A 20963-nucleotide genomic window follows, 5' to 3' on the forward strand; every position below is an offset into this window, starting at 1 on the left:
CTTATCTCTATTTTATTGGTTTTCCCTGAATTTTACGATTATCTTGCATGGATTTTAAGTTTATCTTGTACTATTTAATATATAGGTTTTTGTTTTTGGAAATAATCCCCTTCTTATATTGACGGTATAAGACTGTCCACCTAAAATGAAGAAGGAAGCCAGGTACATATAAAATATTAGAAATAAGCGAGGTTTTTGTATGCTGACAAAATTGGAATCTTTTATTCTTGGAATTATTCAGGGATTAACTGAGTTTTTGCCGATAAGCAGTACTGGCCATTTATATCTTGGAAGAAAACTGTTTCATTTGCAGGAAGCTGGATTAATGCTAGATACCATGCTCCACCTGGGAACTTTGGTTGCTATCCTCATTTTTTACCGAGCAGAGTTTATTAAAATCCTAAAAAAACCATTTAGTAAATTAACTTTCCTTTTAATTGTCGGCACAATACCTGCAGCTGTGATTGGAATACTATTCAAGGATTACTTCGAAGAAATTTCCAAAACGGGCGTTACAATCGGCTGGGAATTTTTGATTACGGGGGTTTTCCTGTGGCTGGCAGACTCTATTAAGAATGGCCATAAAAAAATGGATGATATCAGCTATGCGGATTCCTTTATTATTGGGGTCTTTCAGTCGGTCGCTATCTTTCCAGCTATCTCTCGTTCAGGTATGACTATAGTGGCTGCTTTATGGAGGAAATTAGACCGGGAAACAGCCGCTTATTTCTCATTCCTGCTTTCTACTCCAGCAATAGCCGGAGCCGTTGTTCTCCAATCTCTTGATTTATTTGAAGGTAAAGGTGAAGAGATTTCACTGTCTGCATTAATTGTTGGAATTATTGCCTCTGGCGTTTTTGGTTATATCGCCGTTAAATGGATGGTCGGCTACCTAAAAAACCATTCTCTCAAGCCATTTGCCATCTACGTGTGGGCTCTAGGATTAGTGATTTTGTTCTTTCAATTTACCGGGAGGTTTTAAATACTAAAAAAACGCGGCCAATGCAGGCCGCGTTTTTCACTATCATCATTAAACTCTTGCAGGGCTTAATGCCATTTTTCTTGCTGCTTCTGCTGCTATTTTCTTTGCATCTGCAACAATCTCTGCGGCCTGCTGAGGGAAATGGTCCATTCCCTCAGCTATGACAGAATCCAAAAGCTCCAGTCCTAAAAATCCAAGTGCTTTTCTTAGGAAACGGTCACCAAATTCGAAGTCCACCATTGGACCGGTTGTATAAATGCCGCCCCTGGTCTGAATATGAATAGCTTTTCTGCCCGTCAGCAAGCCTTCAGGACCATGTTCCGTGTTTTTGAATGTTTTATTAACAATAAATAAATTATCAAGGAAAGCTTTTAAAACAGACGGCGATCCGAGATTCCATAATGGTGTAACAAATACATAATAATCCGCATCAATGAACTGGTCAGCAAGTGCATGCATGTCGGTAAGCTTCTTTTGCTCACCCTCAGATAGCTGTTCAAAGGTGTACCCCATAAAAGAAAGTTTAGCTCTGCCATATAGAAGATCCATATCTATTTCAGGAATATCCATATCATATAAATGCATTTTTTTTATTTCAACATCGGGCTGTATCTTTTTAAACTCCTCTAAAAAAACCTCGCCGATTTGCATTCCTTTAGATAGTTTTACGTCGTTTTTAGGATTTGCAGTAATATATAACAGCTTAGCCATCAGGATCCCTTCCCTTGCACGGTATTTTCTTCTCTCCTTATAGTACAAAAAAATCTAATGTTAACGGTTGAACAATCAGTGACGTTAGTGAACTTTATGTGAATTTTGTATTCGCATCGCCCCTATATTGACTGACTATTAAAAATTCCTTCTTGTCGAGTATTTTTTTTTCCCATATATTTAAACAAAACAGAACAAAAGTATATAAAACTTAACAAAACTCAACAAAACGTAACTATAATCACTGCATCGAAGAAAATCTCTTACTATACTTTTGTTAAACACCTTTCAAGGAGGAATGCAAAGTGGAAGAAAAAGCTTATACTCCCGATGAGGTTGCGAAAATCTTTCAAATTTCAAAGCACACTGTCTACGAGTTAATTAAGAGGGGGGAATTAAGAGCCTTTAAAATCGGAAATAAAATGAGAATCGAACAAGCCGAGATTGATAGGTTCAAAGAAAGCACTAAAGCTCCAGCACGGAAAGAATTGGAGCAGCTGGATATTTCACCAGTGGATACTGCCACGCCAGTACGACTTTCAGGAAGCCATGATTTTCTCGTTGAACATTTTGTTAAGAATGCTTCATCAGATCTTGCCCAACAGATTCTTCCTATATATATTGGGAGCCTTGAAGGCCTCATGATGCTTTACAGAGGCCAAAGTGATATAGCTGCCGTGCATCTTTTAGACCCATCATCTCAAGAATATAATCTTCCATTTATTAAACAGCTTTTTGTGTATGAACAAATTTCTGTCATACGATTTGCTTCAAGAGAACAAGGCCTGCTTGTCGGCAAAGGCAACCCGAAAAACATCCAAGGGTTTGAAGACCTGACAAGAAGAGATATTCAATTCGTTAATCGGCAAAAAGGCTCCGGTACGAGATTCCTTTTAGATTCTAAGCTTATGTCACTCGACATATCGCCCTCAAACATTAAAGGGTATGAAACAGAAGAATGGAATCATCTATCGACTGCTTCTTATATAAGCAGCGGCAGAGCAGATGCAGCATTTGGAATCCGCTCTGCAGCAAGCCAATTGGGTTTGGACTTTATCCCAATAGCTAAAGAACAATTTGATCTTGTTTTTCGCTGGACGCCGGAAAACAAGAAAGCACTTTCTGCAACACTTAACTACTTGCAATCGATTGTTTTTAAAAACAGTCTGACCAATTTAGAAGGATACGAAATTAACGATCTTGGAAAAATGATTTATCAAACTACAAATACGGAGGTTTCTACACTATGAAAAAAAGTTTTTTAGCCAGTATGCTGGTCCTGCTTCTTGTGATGTTGGCAGCATGCGGAAATGCAAGTGAAGAAAAAGCAACTGCAAAAGATAAAAAGGAAAGCCCGAAAAAAGCGGCTCCAACTGAACTGATTCTTGCTACTACTACCAGTACACAGGATACAGGGCTGCTTGATATTCTAGTTCCAAAGTTTGAAAAGGCAAACAACGTAAAGGTAAAAACCATTGCAGTCGGTACCGGACAGGCTCTTGAAATGGGAACTAAAGGTGAAGCTGATGTCCTTCTTGTTCATGCTCCAAAATCAGAGCAGGAAATTGTAGACAGCGGTGATGCAATCAATTACAAGCGCGTTATGTACAATGACTTCGTTTTGGCAGGCCCTTCTGAAAACCCTGCAGGTGTATCAGGAGATGATATCAATGCAGCTTTCAAAAAGCTTTATGATTCAAAAGCAGTCTTTGTTTCCAGAGGTGATGATTCTGGTACTAATAAAAAGGAATTGTCTCTATGGCAAGCCCTAAATATTAAACCATCCGGAAGCAACTATATTTCGACTGGCCAAGGTATGGGAGCCACCCTTCAGGTAGCAGCAGAGAAAAAAGGATATGTACTGACAGACCGCGGAACATGGCTTGCACAGGAAAAGAACCTGAAAGGCTTGAAAATTGTGGTTGAAGGCGGCAAGGACCTGATGAATATTTACCACGTTATGCAGGTAAACCCTGAAAAGCATGACAAGGTAAACAGCAAGGATGCTGAGAAGTTTGTTGATTTCATGGTTAGCAAAGATGTTCAGGACATCATCAAGGACTTTGGTGTAAAAGAATACGGACAGCCGCTGTTCCATCAATATACTGAATAAGAAAAAACATATTGGCGAACAAAAAGCACAAGCACTCTTACTAGATGATGAAAGGCTAATATCGTTAGGTCACTCTTGAAATAGTTAACGCATTTATACGTGCGATGCGCACACTGAAGCTGAATGACATTAAACTTATTTGTGGTTTGACGCTAAAGTTTCTTAAAGATTTTAGGCAGAGTTAAAGCATAATGTTGATTTTTCACTATGCTGATTGGAGCAGAAGGCGCGTGACTCCAGCGGGAAAAGCGGTCCTGGGGAGACCCCGCAGACGCAAAGTGTCGAGGATGCTCCCGGATCGCCCGCGGAAAGCGAGGGGCCGTAAGCGGAAAACATTAAAGGCCCTGTTTTTATGGGGCCTTACCTTTGTTTTTACTGATATTTATAAGGCGGGAGAAAAATGGAACTAATCATCGATGGACTTAAAAAGGCCCTGGATATCATTCTTTCAGCGGATCCAGAAGTAATCAGAATTACGCTGCTTACTTTAAGAGTGTCCTTCACTTCTATCCTTATAAGCACCATAATTGGCCTTCCGCTTGGCATGGCTCTTGGACTTTCACGATTTAAAGGAAGGAAAGTCATTCTAGTATTTATTAATATCGGCATGGGGCTTCCCCCTGTGGTTGCAGGACTATGGATTACGCTTCTTCTTTGGCGTTCCGGCCCGCTCGGCCAGTTTTCGCTTCTCTATACACCTACAGCGATTGTGATGGCTCAGGTTCTTGTATCACTCCCAATTATTACTGGCCTGACGAGCTCCGCATTCCAGCAGATTAATGATAAGTTGCTTTTACAAATAAAAGCCATGGGTGCTACCAAAAGGCAAACATTGCTCATTCTTTTAAAGGAATCAAGGATTGCAGTAATGGCCGCCATAATAGCCGGATTTGGCCGTGTAATTGCTGAAGTTGGAGCTGCCATGATGGTAGGCGGAAATATACTTGGAGACACCCGGATCCTCACAACAACCATAGTTATGGAAGTCTCAAAAGGGAATTTTGACCTTGCGCTCGCCCTTTCATTTATTCTGCTGTCTGCCGCCTTCTTGATAACCGGAACACTGACTTTTCTTCAGCAAAGGACGCGAAACCTATGACACCATTATTACAGCTTAATCATGTAAAGTATCATGCAGGAGAAAAAGAGATTCTAAATATAGACAGTTTCCAGCTGGGGCAAAATGAATTTAAAGGAATCATGGGGCCCAATGGCGCTGGAAAAAGCTCTCTCCTCAAGGTAATGGCCTTCCTGGAAAAGCATACTTCAGGCAGCATACTTTATCGGGAAGAAACAGTTTCAGCAAATTCTCTTCCTATTGAAACAAGAAGAAAGTTCGCCGTTGCGATGCAGCAGTCACTGCTCCTTGACTCATCCGTTTTCCAAAATATTTCCTTAGCTCTTCGGTTAAGGAGCGTTCCTAAAAAGATCATTAAAGAGAAAACAGAATTATGGATGGAAAGGTTTCAGATCAGCCATATAGCGAGAAAAAATGCCCGCTTACTCTCAGGTGGGGAATCACAAAGGGTTAATCTCGCCAGAGCCATGATTGTAGAGCCAGAAATTTTATTTCTTGACGAACCTTTTTCAGCTCTGGACTTCCCTACTAAAATTAAACTCATGGAAGACTTCAAAAAAATTACTGCACAAACAGGAACCTCCTGTCTTTTTGTTAGCCATGATTTATCAGAAATCCAATACCTGACCTCCAGGCTTGCTGTCATGATAGATGGACAGATTATTCAGGAAGGAAACACCAGAGATGTTATAGACCGTCCCAATAAGCTTGCAGCTACCTTTTTAAATGAGTGGAAACGATTTTATCTTTTAACCACCAGGGAACAGATGGTTTAATGGCCGTCTGTTTTTTTGATGCTATTTTTTTGCTAAAGGGTTTTGTCAGTTGATAAAATAGTATTTGAAATGAAAGTGCTGAATCTTAAACCATACATGTTCAGCCCTGGAGGAAAAAATTATGAAATACGCTATTATAACTGGTGCATCACGCGGACTTGGAGAAGCGGCTGCTAAAAGAATGCTAGAGGAAGGCATTTCGGTCATCTCGATATCACGAACCGAAAATGAAGCCCTTGCCAAGTTTTCGGAAGAGAATAACTATTCTTTCCGGCACATTACATGCAACCTAGCATTAGAGAAAGAAGTACAGGAGGTCTTTTCCGATTTAGCTTTCGATCTTTTTAAAAAGAAGCCGGAGAAGATTTATCTGATTAATAATGCAGGGGTGGTGGAGCCGATTGAGCAAGTCGGTAACCTTGACCAGATACCGGTTTTGAGGAACTTCCAAGTCAACCTGGCTGCTCCGATCCTGATTACAAATACTTTTTTCAAAAAGTCCCAGAATACTGAAACATCTATCTTATCTGTAAATATAACTTCAGGGGCTGGGGAGCACCCGATAGAAGGCTGGAGTATATACTGCAGTGCCAAGGCAGGACTTAACATGTTTACACAAACTGCTGCCCTTGAGCAGGAAAGCATGGAAACGTCCAATCAGATTATTGCTTTTAGCCCTTGGATAATGGATACTGGAATGCAGGAAACGATCCGGTCTGCCGAACCGGAGGCGTTCAAGGACCTTGACCGTTTTAAGGAATACAAGGAGAAGGGCATGCTTAGAAAGCCGGAAACAGTTGGTAATGCATTAGTTGACCTTATCCTTGGCGAAAATATCATTAACGGAAAAATTTATAACGTAAATGACCTTTTAAGTTAGACTTATTATTAAAGCCCTTCCGGACACCCGGCAGGGCTTTAAATGTATCTTTTAATCCTCTTCTTTTGGGAACCAAAGATTGATAGTCGTACCCCTTTTCAGTTTACTCTTAACCTGAATTTTTCCTTTATGGGCATCCATAAGCGCTTTTACGATGGATAAGCCAACGCCAACGCCACCGGTTTTTCTGTCCCTGGATTTATCCCCTCTATAAAACCGTTCAAAGATATAGGGGATATCATCCTCATCCATACCGGCTCCTTCATCCCTGATCTGAAAGCCGACATAATCCTCTTCCTGCAGAACAGCGAGCGAAACCATTTTTCCTTCAGGTGTATATTTTAATGCATTATTAAGAATGTTTGATAGAATTTGCACGAGCTTGTCTTTGTCCGCCTTAAACCATTCCTCTTGTTCAAATGGCTCCATCTGCAGCTCAATACCTCTTTGATGAAAAATCGGTAAAAACATTTCCCATGCATCAGCAAGGAATGTTCCTGCCTCTATATCAGTCTTTTCTAACTTAATCTGCGGATTTTCAGCTGCCAGCAGTTTTTCTAGTTCATTGACAAGCCGAACTAGCCGCATTAGTTCTTCATGGCTTTGCTTTAATCGCTGTGGGGTAGGTTCCCAAATACCGTCCTGGAAAGCCTCAATCTGGCTTCTCAATGTGGCAAGCGGCGTTCGGAGCTCGTGAGCCAGGTCTCCCGTAAATTGCTTTCGTAGCATCTCTTCCTTTGAAAGGGATTCAGCCAGATTATTAAAGGATACAGCCAACTGCTTCACCTCATCAGGAAGCCCTTTTAATGGCGTCCTTACGGTAAGATTATGTCTTTGCAGCTCATGCGCTGCGAACGAAAGAGTTTTTAACCCTGCAGTCAGTTTCCTTGAAAAGATAAGGCTAAACAGGATGGCCAATACGATGGTTAAACAGACTGCAGCATAGATATATAACTGAATGGTTTGAAGAAATGTATGTTCATCATCGATCAAGCCCTCAGGATAAATAGCCACGAGCTTGCCAATCCGGGCGTCATCTACTTTAAGATTATAGGTTTTGCTGCGCCACTCGTCCTTATTCTTAATAGGCTCGGTTAACCCAAGGCCATTCATCATTCCCCTAATGCTTGATGAATCCATCTGGAGCTGTCCGAACCTGTCATAAAGCTGAAAATACAGCTGATCTGTCAATGCATATTCATGAAGGCCAATAATCGGTTCGCTTGTAAAGCGGCCATTGCTTTTAAAATCCTTTTCAATTGCAAGGACAACACGTTCGATCTTTTTTTCCCGATTGGTATCCAGATAGTTTTTAAAGCTTTCTTCAAAGCCCCACTGGATAAAAAAACTGACAAATAAAATGCCGATCATGCTGATAAGTAAAAAGTAGAATAATATTTTAGACCGGAGAGTTTGCAGCATCCAGGGTCCCTCCAAACTTATATCCCATTCCAAAAACAGTCAGGATAAAGATCGGCTGTCTCGGATCCCCTTCAATTTTCTTGCGGAGGTTTTTAATGTGTGTATCCACACTCCGCTCATAGCCTTCATAGTACATCCCTTCATCCTGAATTTTCTCCAGCAGGTCAAAGCGGCTGTAAACTCTTCCAGGACTCATCGCCATATTCGTTAAAAGCTTATATTCTATAGGAGTGAGGCTGATTAAATGATCGTATGCCGTTACTTCTTTTTTTATCAAATCAATAACTAGCTTCTTTTTATTAAAAGAAATGGAGTCTTTTTTCTCAGCCTTTTTAACCCTTCTTAAAATGGCCTGAACCCTAACGACAACCTCTCTTGGACTGAAAGGTTTTGAAACATAGTCATCCGCGCCCATCACAATTCCATTTATGCGATCATCCTCTGCGGATTTTGCTGTCAGCATTAAGATAGGAAGATCGGATTCTTTCCGGACAAGCCTGCAAACTTCTTCCCCCGAAATGTCAGGAAGCATTAGATCCAAAATCATTAGATCAGGTTCTATGGTCTTAGCCTTTTTTAGTGCATCAATGCCATTATCGGCAGAATGAATTTCATAGCCTTCCCTTTCCAAATAGGCCTCGAGGACTTCTATTATTCTCTTTTCATCATCGACGATCAGGATTTTCATGGCCCCTCACACTCCCTCTATCTACACCCCCATCATATCATTTTTAATCCTGACAAAATTCATCTTCACAAATTCCCCACAAGTTCTTCATAACATCTTCAATCTTTCCCGATAAGATGTAAATGTGATTAGGAATTAAAGTTTGAACCATCCAGCTCTACCCTTTATTTAACCTCCCTTTTTTATACATAGGATGCCTCGGACGCTGAGGCATCCTCTTTCTTTTGACCTCAGTAATCGTTTACTTTTGGTTTTAAGCTTGCCTATTGAAACTTCGCTCTAGGCACTCACTTTGCGCTACTGCCCGCCTCTTGAGAAGCATCTGTAAACAGCTGCTTGCGGCTTTGCGATGAGATGAAGGTTGGCCTGTGGAGCAGAGCAAAAAGGAATCTTCCCAGCGTTGACTGGCCTGCGGGGTCTCTCATTTTACCTGCTATTACCGCTCCAGTCTCGCGCCTTCCACTACACGCCCCATTGACTAAAAACAGCTTTAACAGTCTATATAAATAAGAGAAAATCTGCTCCCTTTCCGTTGACGAACTGCCAGCGCGCTCATACATGGCACCGAAGACTTGCCGACTGTTCAGGTATTACTTTTTAAAAATTGGCTACAATCGACACAGCGGCCTTGGTTAGTTTTGATGTATTCTATAGAAAGGGGGCGATATTGTATGAACAAAATCTCATTTAAAATTGGATTGTTTTTCTTCCTGGCTGTTTTGCTTCTGGAGTCAATCTCGATGTTTTTTCTTCATAATAATATTATTCATTCCAGGATTCATGATGAGCTGTCGGCTCTTCTTACAAGGGGCAACAATCATCGGGAAATTCTTGAAGCCTCCTACCATGAGGAAACGGTCAAACATATCGCTTTAATGGAATCTAAGACAGATACACAGGTTATACTGACGGACACTAAAGGCACGATTTATATGTCCTCCAATAAAGTGGAGCCTGAGATGAGACGTATCATTAAAAAACAGCACAGAAAAACCCCTCATGAAGGCAAGATTTTGGAAGACGACTGGCAGCAACAACCGTATATTGCATCCATCAGCCCCATTGTTATCGGACATAAGGTAAATGGCTATGTTTATATGTTTCAAAAAACAGAAAAAATCAAAGAGCTCATTTCCGGATTAAACCGGCATTTTTTACTTGCGGGAATTCTTTCCCTCATCTTCATGTTTATCATGATTGTTGTTTTAACAAGACTTGTTACCCACCCGCTTATAAAAATGAGTGAAGCAACGAAACGGATTAGTAAAGGTGATTTTAGTGTAGCTCTTCCGAAACTAGGAAAAGATGAACTAGGAGTATTAGGGGAGTCGATCACTGTATTAGCAAGGGATTTAGAAGGATTAAAAAATGAACGTAATGAATTCCTGGCAAGCATTTCACATGAATTGCGCACCCCACTAACCTATATAAAAGGATATGCAGATATTTCAAGAAGACCGGAAACCAATGATGAAGACAAATCTCAATATCTTGCGATTATACATGAAGAATCAGTTAAGCTGGCCAAGCTGGTAAAGGATTTATTTAATTTAGCCAAGATGGATGAAAATACATTCTCCATAGAAAAAGAAACAGTCCGGCTTTGCCCGTATTTTAGAGGGCTATATGAAAAAATTGCTCCCGCTTTTAAAGAAAATAATATGGACCTCCAATTTGAATGTTCTGCCGAACTGTCGGCAGATATTGACCCCATTCGTTTTGAACAGGTCATTCTAAATCTGCTTGATAATGCGAGAAAATACTCTGAGCCATTTACAAAGGTCATGCTTGAGGCAAAAGAAAATAGCGGAAGAGTGATGATTCAAGTCAGGGACGAAGGAAAAGGAATCCCGGCAGAAGACCTCCCGAGAATATTCGATCGTTTTTACCGTGTCGATAAATCCCGGACAAGAGCCCTGGGCGGCTCCGGCCTTGGCCTCTCCATTGCCAAGGAGTTGATAGAGGCACATGGCGGTACAATCACCGTAACGAGTGAAACTAATAATGGCACTACGTTTGAGATTATATTGTAAAAAAAGCGCAGCTCCCGTTCAGATAAGCTACTATCTGAGTAAACTGCCAGTTAAGGCTTTCTGCATAGACGACATGGAGCTTGGTGACCAGCTGAACCTCCATTAAAAATAAACCTTCCCAATCCGGGAAGGTTATTTTAATAAAAATTCTCTTTAAGCAGCAGAAAAAATAGCATTCGGCTAGTCCTTTATGGTGGAAGACTTAACTTTTCTTAACACGCTCAAAACGGCACATCCTCTAAGGATCTACTTTTTCTTTTGCGAGGCAAGGCTGACGATCTTTCCTTCTCCTGTCTGCCGTGCTTTCAGAATTTATATGGATGAAAAATGTTAATTAACTCAAAAAGGGCGCCCTTTGGGCACCCCTCAATTATCTATGCTGATAAAGCCTTTTTCTGTTTTTCTTGGTTTACTTTTTTACGATGCTTCAGCATTGGCCTGTAGAAGAGAATGCCGCTCGCGAGCATAATCACACCAAACGTGAAGGTTTTCATATCTGCAGTTCCTGCAACTATAACCCAAACGGAATAAACAGTAGAAAGCAACCCGATAATACCATCAACTATTCTTGAGCGGCTACTTTTATATGTTTCACCTGTAACGACCAATTTTACTTGGTAGACAGATGAAATCAAATATGGAACCAGATAAGAAAGTGTTGCTATTACAATGACAAAATCGAAAGCCTGTGATATTGATTTCGAAACTGTTGAGAAAATAAATAATTGCCCAAGTGCGTTAGTAACAATTAAAGAGAAGCTTGGAAGGCCTTTTTTGCTTTCTTTTAAGAAGACTGGAAGGAACATGCCCTGTTTAGCTGCCTGATACGGAACCTCTGCGCTGAGCATTACCCAGCCAATAGTAGAACCAAGCAAGCTTATTAATCCAATCCCTGCAAGCAGCTTTCCGCCAATCGGACCAAGTACAGTTTGAATCGCATCAATTAAAGGCTTATCCGAGTGAATAAGTGCCTTTTGATCTAACATACCCATAACAAGGGTGCTAATACCCATATAGATTACAAGAGCAATAACCAATCCCAGAATGGTTGCACGTTTAACATCTATCTGCTTTTTCGCACGTGATGCAAACACCATTGCAGATTCAACACCTATGAAAGCCCATAATGTTGCTACGGCTGCACCATTTACTTGAGACATAAGGCCAAGAACATGTCCTGCTTCATCTTTTCTTTCTGCAAGAATAGGAAGCATATTGCTTTTTTCAAAAGTAAACAGCCCAATTACGATAAAAAGGAAAAAACCAATAACTTTTGCTGCGGTAGCTGCAAAGTTTAATTTACCTGCATTCTCCATACCGCGTAAAATAATAAAATGTGTTCCCCAAAGAAGGACTGTACATATAATAAAGGTTAAACCATTTCCAACTTTCAATGAAAAGCTGCCAATAGTAAACCACTTAGCATTGCTAGTTAAAATTGGGAAGAATGTGGACAGATAGCTTGCGAAGGTAGTAATAATAGCAACATTCCCTGCAAGGTTTCCAAGCCAGTATCCCCATGTAGACATAAACCCTGATAAAATTGATGCCTGAGAGTCTGGTTTAAAAAGCTCTTTAGCATAAATTTGCGGTCCACCAGTGAGATTTGGCTTTCGAATCGCTAAATTTCCAAATACAAGCGCAATCATCAATACTCCTGCACCGGTTAAAAGCCATGCAAGAACTACACCTGCCGGGCTTGCTGCTTCAGCCAATGATCTTGGAAGCATAAAAATTCCCGATCCAACCATATTTCCAACGACAAGAGCCGTTAATATCCATAAACCTAATTTATTTGAATTTCCCATGAGGTATTATTCCCCTTTCAGGAATTTTATTTTCCATAAAAATGGCATTAACCTGTACAAGGATACAATCCCAATCATTTAATGTCAATGGAAAAATTTATCTCACTAAAGTGTTAGAGTATTAAAATTAGTTCTCTAAATAGAAGAGCCCCTCTTCTCAAGAGGAGACTCTGTAAAAGATGTTCTTTATTGGCCTTGTCGAAACCGCAGGATGTCTATTACAGGGGGATAAGGTTTCGGCTCTTGGCCTGTCTGTACAATATCTGAAATGTCCGTAACCACACCCATTACCTCACTCTTATTTCTTCCTTCGAAAAGGGGTTTAAGTGAAATGACAATGGATTTATTTCTCCATCGGGCGGTAAAAGTAATCCTTTCACGAGTTTCCCAAGCGAATTGGTAAAAATCAAAAATATTACTTTCCTTTCCGGAAAAAAAGTCAGAAACATCTTTTCCCACCATTTCACTGGGGGAGTAACCCATCTGATATAAAAGATCTCCATCACAGTACGAATATACAAAATGATCCCCAATCTTTTTAAATTTAAATAGAATTCCCGGATGTTCAATCATTACAGCCTCTATCTCATTAGAGGAATCTTCCTCCCTAATATCTTCTGTATCATTTGACGAAGAAAAATAAATACCTTTTAGGATAAAGTAATAACCCACCATTTTAAAAAGATGGCCAGAAAAGTTATCGATATCAAATATACTTAAATAAATCGTGAAATTTAATTCAGACAAAAACAAAAAGGTAAAGGCTAAAGCCACGTATAGCTGGTTTAGTTTTTTTTCGAGATAATATTGATAAAGGGAGATAATAATCGATAAAAATTGCATAAAGCTGACTGCATATTCTATCCCATTTTTTATAAAGGTGGTTCCTTTTCCCTCAACCACCAGCATTGGCAGCCTTTTTTCATAGAAAATTATTAGAAAGGCCACTACTCCTACAAAGAAAGCGGAAAGAAGAAGGGCAGCAGTTCGATAATCTTTTTTTAATTTTTTATCCGGGAGAAGCAATACCATCAGCATGAAAATCAGGACAACCTCTTATTTTCATTGCTTGCTATCCGTGGCACTTTTAAACTCGTCAATTAATTGGTATTTCTTTTTCTCGGTTTTCAACCCAATATGGCCATACTTTGGTATCATTTCAAAAGTACCTTTTTCTCCGCGGCTTACCGCAAATAAGTACATATGCCCCTGGATAAGCATCGGATCACCCTTATAGTGAAAAAGATATAACTTGCCTTTTTCCTTAAAGTAACCTCCTTGCTGATTTACGGTAATGTCTCCTAAGAGTGCTCCTTTAATATTTTGCGTAACACGAATTTCATATTGTGTTTCATGGTGCCCGGTTATTGGCTCTCTTCCCGAATCTTTCATAACCTCGCCAATGAAAATATTATCAACTGCTTCACTCAGTTTCTTTTTGTCTGAAAAGTCTTTTTGAAATTTATACGATTCTTCCTTAACTATTGCTGTCTCTTTCCTATCAAAAATACTAGTGAAATATTTTAGTGAAATTAATCCTGCAAATAGCGAAATTCCAACAAATATATATAATACTTTTTTCAAAACATCTTTCCTTCCCCTCGAGATAATCTTCTTTATCTCAATTATATAAAAGGAAAAATACTTTCCGACCAGACCTTTTTGACAGTTTAAGGGATGTTTAAAAAGTTAAAAAAGGGGGAATAAAAACAAAAAACCTCCCTAAGGAGGTTAGATTCTCTTTGATCCATAAAACGCTTTGCTCCAATAAGGGTTTGACAAGTTGTCGACACGTACCCCTTTTGAGCTTGCATGAATAAATTGATTTGATCCCAGATAGATTCCTACGTGGCTTGCTCCCTTTGTATAAGTTGCAAAGAAAACCAGGTCACCTTTTTGCATGCTCTTTTTAGCTACAAACATTCCTGTGCTATACATTCCCGATGCAGTACGTGGCAGCGCTTTCCCTGCTGCCTTGAAGGAATAGCCTACCAGACCTGAGCAGTCAAAACCGCGCGGTGTTGTTCCTCCCCATCTGTAAGGAACTCCGATATATTTCTTAGCTACATTTGAAGCACTCGCTCCATAAGAAGCAGCTTCCGCTTTATTAATTCCCGATCCGGCAAATCCACTGATGAAAAGAGTTGCTGCAATAAATGCTGTCATAAGTAATTTTCTCATGATGTCCCCCGATTTCATTTTAGTGATTTGTCTCTCTCTTAATCTAGTATCAGTATCTCATAGAAATAGGGGGAGAAAATTTACAGATTTATTTTAATATTGTTTCATTTGTGTTACAAAATGATTGTTATTTTTACTAAAAACGACAGAAAAGCCCTACTTTTTTACACAAAAAACACATGAAAACCCTTACATATCAATGCTTTTGTAATAATAAAGTCTAGTTTCTTCTTCTATATTTTTTGCTTGAGGGACTCTCGACTAGTGTCTATTTTATGACTTTCCTATAAAAGATGTGCTCTATTAAAATCTAGAGAAACTAGATTTAGCTCCCACAGAAGTCAATTTTAATTAGAGAAAAGTAAAAGACGGGAAAGAAGCTCCCGTCTTTTCATCTATTCTTGAATTATTCCTTCCACCATTGATCAAACATGGATGCGGGCATATGCCGTTTATGTTCAGATATCAAGTAACGCTGTTCAATTTTAGCAGCCGCTTCCTTTGATACTGTCTTGCCTTCAAGGTAATCGTCCAATTCATCGTACGAAATGCCAAGCTCTGTTTCGTCAGCCTGGCCTGGCTTTTGATCAAGAAGGTCCGCAGTAGGAACCTTTAAATATAATCTCTCTTCCGCACCAAGTTCCTTTAAAAGAGCCTTGCCCTGACGTTTGGTCAATCCGCTAAGTGGCAGGATGTCCGCACCACCATCGCCATGTTTTGTAAAAAATCCTGTAACAGCCTCGGCAGCATGGTCGGTTCCGATTACTAGCAGCCCTTCCATTCCGCCAACTGCGTACTGGGCAATCATTCTCATTCTTGCCTTCACATTTCCCTTTTGAAAATCACTTAACGACTGTTTATTCTCTAAGCGGTTGTATTCATTCTCCACTTGATCTACAGCCTCTTTAATGTTAAAAACTAGTTCACGGTCTGCTTTGATGAAATCCAACGCACGCTGGGCGTCCTCCTCATCCTTTTGAGCACCGTAAGGAAGCCTCACCGCAATAAAGAGGGCATCCTTCCCCTCCTCGCGAAGCTCCTCAATAGCAAGCTGGGCCAGACGACCGGCTAGAGTAGAATCTTGACCTCCGCTTATACCGAGTACGAACCCTTTTGATTTTGACTTTTCGAGGTACTCCTTAAGGAACCCTACCCGTTTTTTGATTTCTTCCTGTGGATTGATATTTGGATTAACATTTAAATCTTCCATTATTCGCTTTTGAAAATCCATCTTTTCCACTCCTTTATCAGTCATTAATTGTAAATATGTATATCCTATATACTTCCCCCAAAAACTCTAAGAGAAACTGCATAGGAATCTTTACATTATTTTAGCATTTATGTTTCATGGTTTCTAATTTCAAGCAGGAAACGGATTTTTGGGTTGAACAATTTAAAAACCCCTGTAAGACAGGGGTTTTTAATGTATTGCATTTATGCTCTGCCTTTTGCCTTAAAGACAGGCAGAGCTGAATTTGTTTGCATCTTATTTCTTCTTCTCTTTCGGTCCGGAAAAGGATTGCACCTGTCCCATCAACTTTTCGCGAGAATTCTTGCTTCGAAGTAAGTATGCTGCTCCTAAGGCGACGGTTGTCATCATCATTTTTTTTCTGTCCATTTCCTTTACCTCCTTGAGATTCAAGATGCTACATAGAGAAATTTCCCTTTTTAGATAAGAATCAAACGTCTTTTTGAAGGGTTAAAAATGGATAGGAGCCATTGAACTTTTCAACGCTTTAAGTTCAACGTTTTGGCTTGCCAAATAGTTTAATAGTTTTGGCAGATACTGAAGAGTTTCCTTCCGCTCATGAAGTAAAATAACCACAGTCCCGCCTTTCCCCGAATATTTTTGAAGTTGGGCTATAACGCTATCAACATAGCGCTGATCTCTGTAGAACCAGTCCTTGCTGTCTATATTCCAGTCCCACATTAGATAATTAGCCTGTGCGACAGCCTGCTTATACGCAGGAGTCATAAGAGGGGCACTTCCATATGGAGTTCTGATTAACCGGGAATCCACCCCACTAATTTCTTTTAGGGTATTATGAGCCTGATTCATTTCTCCAACAACTGATTGAGAAGAGGCATAAAATTTCTTTTTATCATGTGTGACACCGTGCATGCCTACACTTTGGCCATCCTTCACCATCAGTTGAACAGCTCCGGGATATCTTCTCATATTTCCATCAAGCATAAAAAAGGTTGCCTTGGCATGATACTGATCCAATAAAGAAATTATTTCTCCTGAAAAAGCTGCAGGGCCATCGTCAAAAGTCAGGTATACCGTCCTTTTTCCGCCGGGCAGCGGCTTTGAACTTACTGGTACAGGTGGACTTGGCGGCTGTACTGCAGGTACAGGCTTTTTAACCGGCTGGACTACAGGTTTCACTGGCTGCGGTGCTGGTTTTGCTGGCTGTGGAGCTGCTGATGGCTCGGCTGCCGGTTTTACGACGGGCTCAACTGCCGGATCAGCTGGCTGATGCGCCCTTGCTGCCTTTTCCTCAAGCATTCTTTCTTCCTCAATCTTTTCCTCTTTCCAAAATTCCGTTTCATGCGAGTTGTCTGCTATATGTTTATTTGAATTGTTTACTGGAGTGGCTGCGGTTATGATTTCATGAGGCAGTTGAATATTTGCATTCCGACGGGCTGAAAAATTTTTTATATCGGCCTTAGCCTTAAAAAAATTCATACCAAGCATTCCTGCAGAAAAAATCACAAGGAGTAAAGCGACAGGGAGGACTTTTTTAAATCGGTGTTTTTTATTTCTTGCCATTTTCCATTCCCTCTTTGAAGTATTTGTCTAATAAATAGACGAATTTATGTGCCAGGAAGTTACAAATATATCAAAAATATTACAAATCTATTAAACCATAAAATTAATTAATATAAATGCATCTTTGTGACCAAAAATTAAGGCAGATTCCAAAAGAATCTACCTTCATTTAAGAGCCAATATATTTTGAATAATAGGATTTTGCCTTAGCAACATCATTTGTCCCATGGACCATGGCCCGGCCCGTTTTAAAAAAAATCAATGTGATTTCATTGTCCGGGAAAAACCGAAGCAAAAATGAGTTATATTCTACCCTTCCTATTTTCCTCAAGCGTTCAGCTGTTTGAGCAAAGTCAATCTCTAAGCCACTCCGCGGATTAATTTGGACGGTATTCCTCCCACATAAAGATGTAAAGGCTGTCTGGCTGTTTGACGTACGATCCAGAAAATCAAACTGGTGCCCGACACAGCAGGGGCAAGCAGGATTTTTCCCTTGTGTGATATCCATCTGAAAATATTCATTCTCCCATATATCAAACTGTTCCAGGTTTTTATTCGATTTTTCCCCCACTAAAATTTTTAAGGCCTCAACTGCTTCAAAGGATCCGATAATGTCAGTGATTGGCGAAATAACGCCAACTGTGTCGCAGGTTTCTCCTCTGCCTGCCGGCGCATCTGGAAAAAGGCAGCGATAACAAGGGGTGGTCCCTGGATGAATTACCGCAAACATCCCTCTCGAGCTGACGGCGCCTCCGTAAATCCAAGGAATATTGTGTTTTACTGCTATATCATTTATAAGATAACGAGTTGCAAAATTATCTGTTCCATCAATGACCACATTGACATCCTTGAGCAAATCTTCACCGTTATCAAGGTTAAGATCAGTGAGAACTGCATCAATTTTTACATTAGAGTTAATCTCACCTAGCCTTTGTCTGGCCGCTATGGCTTTAGGAAGCTGATCGAAAGCATCTTTCTCCGTATAAAGTGTCTGCCGTTGCAAATTGGAGAGTTCTATAATGTCGCGGTCAATAATTCTTATAAACCCAACACCGGCTCTTACAAGATGGCTCGCAATAACTGTACCAAGTGCCCCCATGCCAACTATTGCGGCTCTGCCTTTTTTCAATTTTTCCTGGCCTGCTTCGCCGATCGGCGGAAACAAAATCTGCCGAGAATAACGCCCCATCTCCATGACTGAACTCCCCATTTCCGTTATGAAAAAATATAATTTGTATTCATTATTAAAAATTTTACTAAAATTCTTTTAATTTTCAAATAGAAAAAGGAATTTATTGATCGGATATCTAATATTTAATAATAGAGAATTTTTAACAAAATTTTCGTTATTTGTCATGTGACAAAATACGAAATAGAGATTATTAAATTAAGGGTAAAGAAAGAGGTGCTTTAGACGATGAATCTTGGCGGTTTTAAAAACAAGGAAGTATTGGTTGATCTTTCTGCAGGTGTGGTCAGTTACAGAGGACTTAATGAAGACGATGCCAGAAAATACATCGGTGGCCGTGGACTTGGGGTTAAGTATGTACTTGATAACGGTCCTGAGGTCGAGCCTTTTTCAGAAGAAAATATTATTTGTATTATGACTGGTCCTGTGACTGGATCCCGATCGTCTATGAGTGGACGTCTTGCGGTGGTAACCAAATCTCCTCTGACAGGAACTGTTACGGACTCCCATATTGGCGGATGGACTGCAGCTCGATTAAAGTGGGCTGGAATTGATAATATCATTCTTTCCGGAAAAAGCGATAAACCTGTCTACCTGTACATTGAAGATGGCAAAGCTGAGCTTCGCGATGCTTCCGATCTTTGGGGCCTTGGAACAAGGGGAACCATTAAAGTCCTTCAGGATAAATATGGACAGGATGATTTGAGCGTTATGACAATTGGCCAGGCTGGTGAAAATACAGTTCGTTTCGCTGCTTTTATTAATGAGCACGACCGGGCTGCGGGTCGCGGCGGTACAGGTGCTGTTGCAGGATATAAAAAACTGAAGGCTATTGTTATCAAAGCTTCTCAAAAAGGCAATATGCCTGAACCTGCTTTAAAGGAAGACTATAAAGAAGCAAATAAGAAAGCAGTTAAAGCCATTTTGGAGGGCGGGCTTACAGCTCCAAATAAGGGCGGTTTATCCGTATATGGAACAAATGTGTTAACAAATTTAATCAATGAAGTGGGAGCGCTTCCAACAAAGAATTCCCAGATGACACATTGGGATGAAGCTGAGAAGCATAGCGGTGAATACGTAAACCAGCACCTGCGTGTAAAAAATAATACCTGTCACGCATGTCCCGTCGGCTGTAAGATTGAAGTTGAAGTAAAAGACGGCAAATATAAGACTAGAGTTGAGAGTATCGAGTTTGAGTCAGCCTGGTCCCTCGGTTCCAACTGTCTTTTAAGCGATGCCGAAGCTATTTCTTATATGATTGACCGCTGTAATGAATACGGCCTTGATACTATTGAGCTTGGGCATGCCTTCTCCGTAACAATGGAAGCATTTGAAAAAGGCATTATTGATCAAAAGCTTATTTGGGGCGATGCCGATAATATGATTGATTTAACAAGAAAAATTGCTTTCCGTGAAGGCTTCGGCGGCGTACTTGCTGAAGGACCCGCAAGAGCTACAGCTCTATGGGGAGCTCCCGAGCTGTCAATGTCAGTTAAGGGACAGTCTATCCCTGCTTATGACCCACGAGGGATACAGGGTATCGGTCTTGGTTATGCAACAAGCAACCGCGGTGCCTGCCACCTTCGCGGCTATACAGTAGCCAGTGAAATTGCAGGAATCCCTGAACCAACAGACCGTCTTAAGCCTGAAGGAAAAGGTGAATTATTAAGGGTATTCCAGGATATGCTTGCATTTTCTGATTCCATGAATATCTGCAAATTCTCATCCTTCTCGGAAAATGCGGAGCATTATGCAGACCAATACAGCACCATGACAGGCATCCCGATGACAGCTGAAGATGTAATGAAAGCTGGCGAACGGATTTACAACCTGGAGCGTTATTATAATAACCTGGCCGGCTTCGATAAGCGTGATGATGATTTCCTTCCAAAGCGTTTTACTGAAGAGCCTGCGACTGGAAACAGTACTGGCGCAGTCAGCAGAATGGATATCATGCTGGAAGAATACTATCAGGTCCGCGGCTGGAAAGATGGCGTTGTGCCTGAGCAAAAGCTTCGTGAGCTTGGAATCATTAATTCTGAAACAACACCATCCGTTTAAAGATTAAAAAAAGAGCATTCGCCAAGTCTTTTTGGCAGATGCTCTTTTGTTCTTACGCGTTCGGATTTTTGAATATCAATTATGAATAGCTTAGAAAAGGCTTCTGCAGCATTGGCAGAAGCCTTTTTTATATTTTGAACTCTAAGATTTAGTACCTTAACCATCTAATTTCAAACGTGCCTTTAGACACTGTTTTTGCTTCTGGCACGCATTTTGGGTCAGCGCGCGCCAGGTGCTTCTTTCTATAATCAGTAGCTTTTGCCTTTTC

Annotated in this window: 19 protein-coding genes; 8 read left to right on the forward strand and 11 right to left on the reverse strand. The window is 40.4% G+C overall.

Annotated features, from left to right (window positions below):
• Positions 1–202 precede the first annotated feature (202 nt).
• Positions 203–982, forward strand: a complete 780-nt coding sequence (locus tag AC3WR0_RS04365) for an undecaprenyl-diphosphate phosphatase (protein ID WP_492551197.1) — start codon at positions 203–205, stop codon at positions 980–982.
• Between the two features lie 48 nt (positions 983–1030).
• Here AC3WR0_RS04365 and AC3WR0_RS04370 read toward each other — a convergent pair whose 3' ends face one another.
• The gene (locus AC3WR0_RS04370) at positions 1031–1693 is read right to left on the reverse strand and encodes an NAD(P)H-dependent oxidoreductase (RefSeq protein ID WP_027320632.1); all 663 of its coding nucleotides are present in this window, start codon (positions 1691–1693) and stop codon (positions 1031–1033) included.
• 305 nt (positions 1694–1998) lie between these two features.
• On the opposite strand from AC3WR0_RS04370, the gene AC3WR0_RS04375 reads away from it, so the two are divergent.
• The 5 genes from AC3WR0_RS04375 (at position 1999) to AC3WR0_RS04395 (ending at position 6540) form a co-directional block, all read left to right on the forward strand.
• Positions 1999–2943: a substrate-binding domain-containing protein gene (locus tag AC3WR0_RS04375; protein ID WP_492551141.1), complete on the forward strand. Its 945-nt coding sequence runs from the start codon at positions 1999–2001 to the stop codon at positions 2941–2943.
• On the forward strand, positions 2940–3806 hold the full coding sequence (locus tag AC3WR0_RS04380) for an ABC transporter substrate-binding protein (RefSeq protein WP_492551142.1): 867 nt from the start codon (positions 2940–2942) through the stop codon (positions 3804–3806). Before AC3WR0_RS04375 ends, AC3WR0_RS04380 begins: the two co-directional genes overlap by 4 nt.
• A gap of 400 nt (positions 3807–4206) precedes the next feature.
• On the forward strand, positions 4207–4905 hold the full coding sequence (locus tag AC3WR0_RS04385) for an ABC transporter permease (protein ID WP_492551143.1): 699 nt from the start codon (positions 4207–4209) through the stop codon (positions 4903–4905).
• Complete coding sequence (locus tag AC3WR0_RS04390; protein ID WP_492551144.1) at positions 4902–5660, forward strand: ABC transporter ATP-binding protein; 759 nt, start codon at positions 4902–4904, stop codon at positions 5658–5660. The genes AC3WR0_RS04385 and AC3WR0_RS04390 overlap by 4 nt, the downstream gene beginning before the upstream one ends.
• 121 nt (positions 5661–5781) lie before the next feature.
• Positions 5782–6540 carry a (S)-benzoin forming benzil reductase gene (locus AC3WR0_RS04395; RefSeq protein ID WP_492551145.1) on the forward strand — a complete coding sequence of 253 codons (759 nt, stop codon included), beginning with the start codon at positions 5782–5784 and terminating at the stop codon, positions 6538–6540.
• Positions 6541–6591: 51 nt separating this feature from the next.
• On the opposite strand, the gene AC3WR0_RS04400 is transcribed toward AC3WR0_RS04395, so the two are convergent.
• Both AC3WR0_RS04400 and AC3WR0_RS04405 read right to left on the reverse strand, forming a co-directional pair.
• Complete coding sequence (locus AC3WR0_RS04400; protein ID WP_492551146.1) at positions 6592–7962, reverse strand: HAMP domain-containing sensor histidine kinase; 1371 nt, start codon at positions 7960–7962, stop codon at positions 6592–6594.
• The gene (locus AC3WR0_RS04405) at positions 7940–8650 is read right to left on the reverse strand and encodes a response regulator transcription factor (protein WP_492551147.1); all 711 of its coding nucleotides are present in this window, start codon (positions 8648–8650) and stop codon (positions 7940–7942) included. The genes AC3WR0_RS04400 and AC3WR0_RS04405 overlap by 23 nt, the downstream gene beginning before the upstream one ends.
• A gap of 671 nt (positions 8651–9321) precedes the next feature.
• Here AC3WR0_RS04405 and AC3WR0_RS04410 point away from each other — a divergent pair.
• On the forward strand, positions 9322–10683 hold the full coding sequence (locus AC3WR0_RS04410) for a HAMP domain-containing sensor histidine kinase (protein WP_492551148.1): 1362 nt from the start codon (positions 9322–9324) through the stop codon (positions 10681–10683).
• A 374-nt stretch (positions 10684–11057) separates the two neighbouring features.
• On the opposite strand, the gene AC3WR0_RS04415 is transcribed toward AC3WR0_RS04410, so the two are convergent.
• From AC3WR0_RS04415 to AC3WR0_RS04450, 8 genes are all read right to left on the reverse strand, one after another.
• Complete coding sequence (locus AC3WR0_RS04415; RefSeq protein ID WP_492551149.1) at positions 11058–12491, reverse strand: amino acid permease; 1434 nt, start codon at positions 12489–12491, stop codon at positions 11058–11060.
• A gap of 186 nt (positions 12492–12677) precedes the next feature.
• The gene (locus tag AC3WR0_RS04420) at positions 12678–13529 is read right to left on the reverse strand and encodes an MASE3 domain-containing protein (protein WP_492551150.1); all 852 of its coding nucleotides are present in this window, start codon (positions 13527–13529) and stop codon (positions 12678–12680) included.
• Positions 13530–13553: 24 nt separating this feature from the next.
• On the reverse strand, positions 13554–14075 hold the full coding sequence (locus AC3WR0_RS04425) for a hypothetical protein (RefSeq protein WP_492551151.1): 522 nt from the start codon (positions 14073–14075) through the stop codon (positions 13554–13556).
• Between the two features lie 147 nt (positions 14076–14222).
• The gene (locus AC3WR0_RS04430) at positions 14223–14672 is read right to left on the reverse strand and encodes a C40 family peptidase (protein WP_492551152.1); all 450 of its coding nucleotides are present in this window, start codon (positions 14670–14672) and stop codon (positions 14223–14225) included.
• 406 nt (positions 14673–15078) lie between these two features.
• Positions 15079–15903: an NAD(+) synthase gene (nadE, locus tag AC3WR0_RS04435; RefSeq protein ID WP_492551153.1), complete on the reverse strand. Its 825-nt coding sequence runs from the start codon at positions 15901–15903 to the stop codon at positions 15079–15081.
• Positions 15904–16158: 255 nt separating this feature from the next.
• Positions 16159–16290: a hypothetical protein gene (locus tag AC3WR0_RS04440; RefSeq protein ID WP_492551154.1), complete on the reverse strand. Its 132-nt coding sequence runs from the start codon at positions 16288–16290 to the stop codon at positions 16159–16161.
• Positions 16291–16371: 81 nt separating this feature from the next.
• A complete protein-coding gene (locus AC3WR0_RS04445; protein WP_492551155.1) occupies positions 16372–17445 on the reverse strand; it encodes a polysaccharide deacetylase family protein in 1074 nt (357 codons plus the stop codon).
• Between the two features lie 169 nt (positions 17446–17614).
• Entirely contained in the window at positions 17615–18640 is a 1026-nt protein-coding gene (locus AC3WR0_RS04450) for a ThiF family adenylyltransferase (RefSeq protein ID WP_492551156.1), read from the reverse strand.
• Between the two features lie 222 nt (positions 18641–18862).
• Between AC3WR0_RS04450 and AC3WR0_RS04455 the strand changes: the two genes are divergently transcribed.
• The gene (locus tag AC3WR0_RS04455) at positions 18863–20695 is read left to right on the forward strand and encodes an aldehyde ferredoxin oxidoreductase family protein (protein ID WP_492551157.1); all 1833 of its coding nucleotides are present in this window, start codon (positions 18863–18865) and stop codon (positions 20693–20695) included.
• Positions 20696–20963: the final 268 nt, after the last annotated feature.

It is taken from the genome of Neobacillus sp. FW104-15D2, from assembly GCF_058790155.1.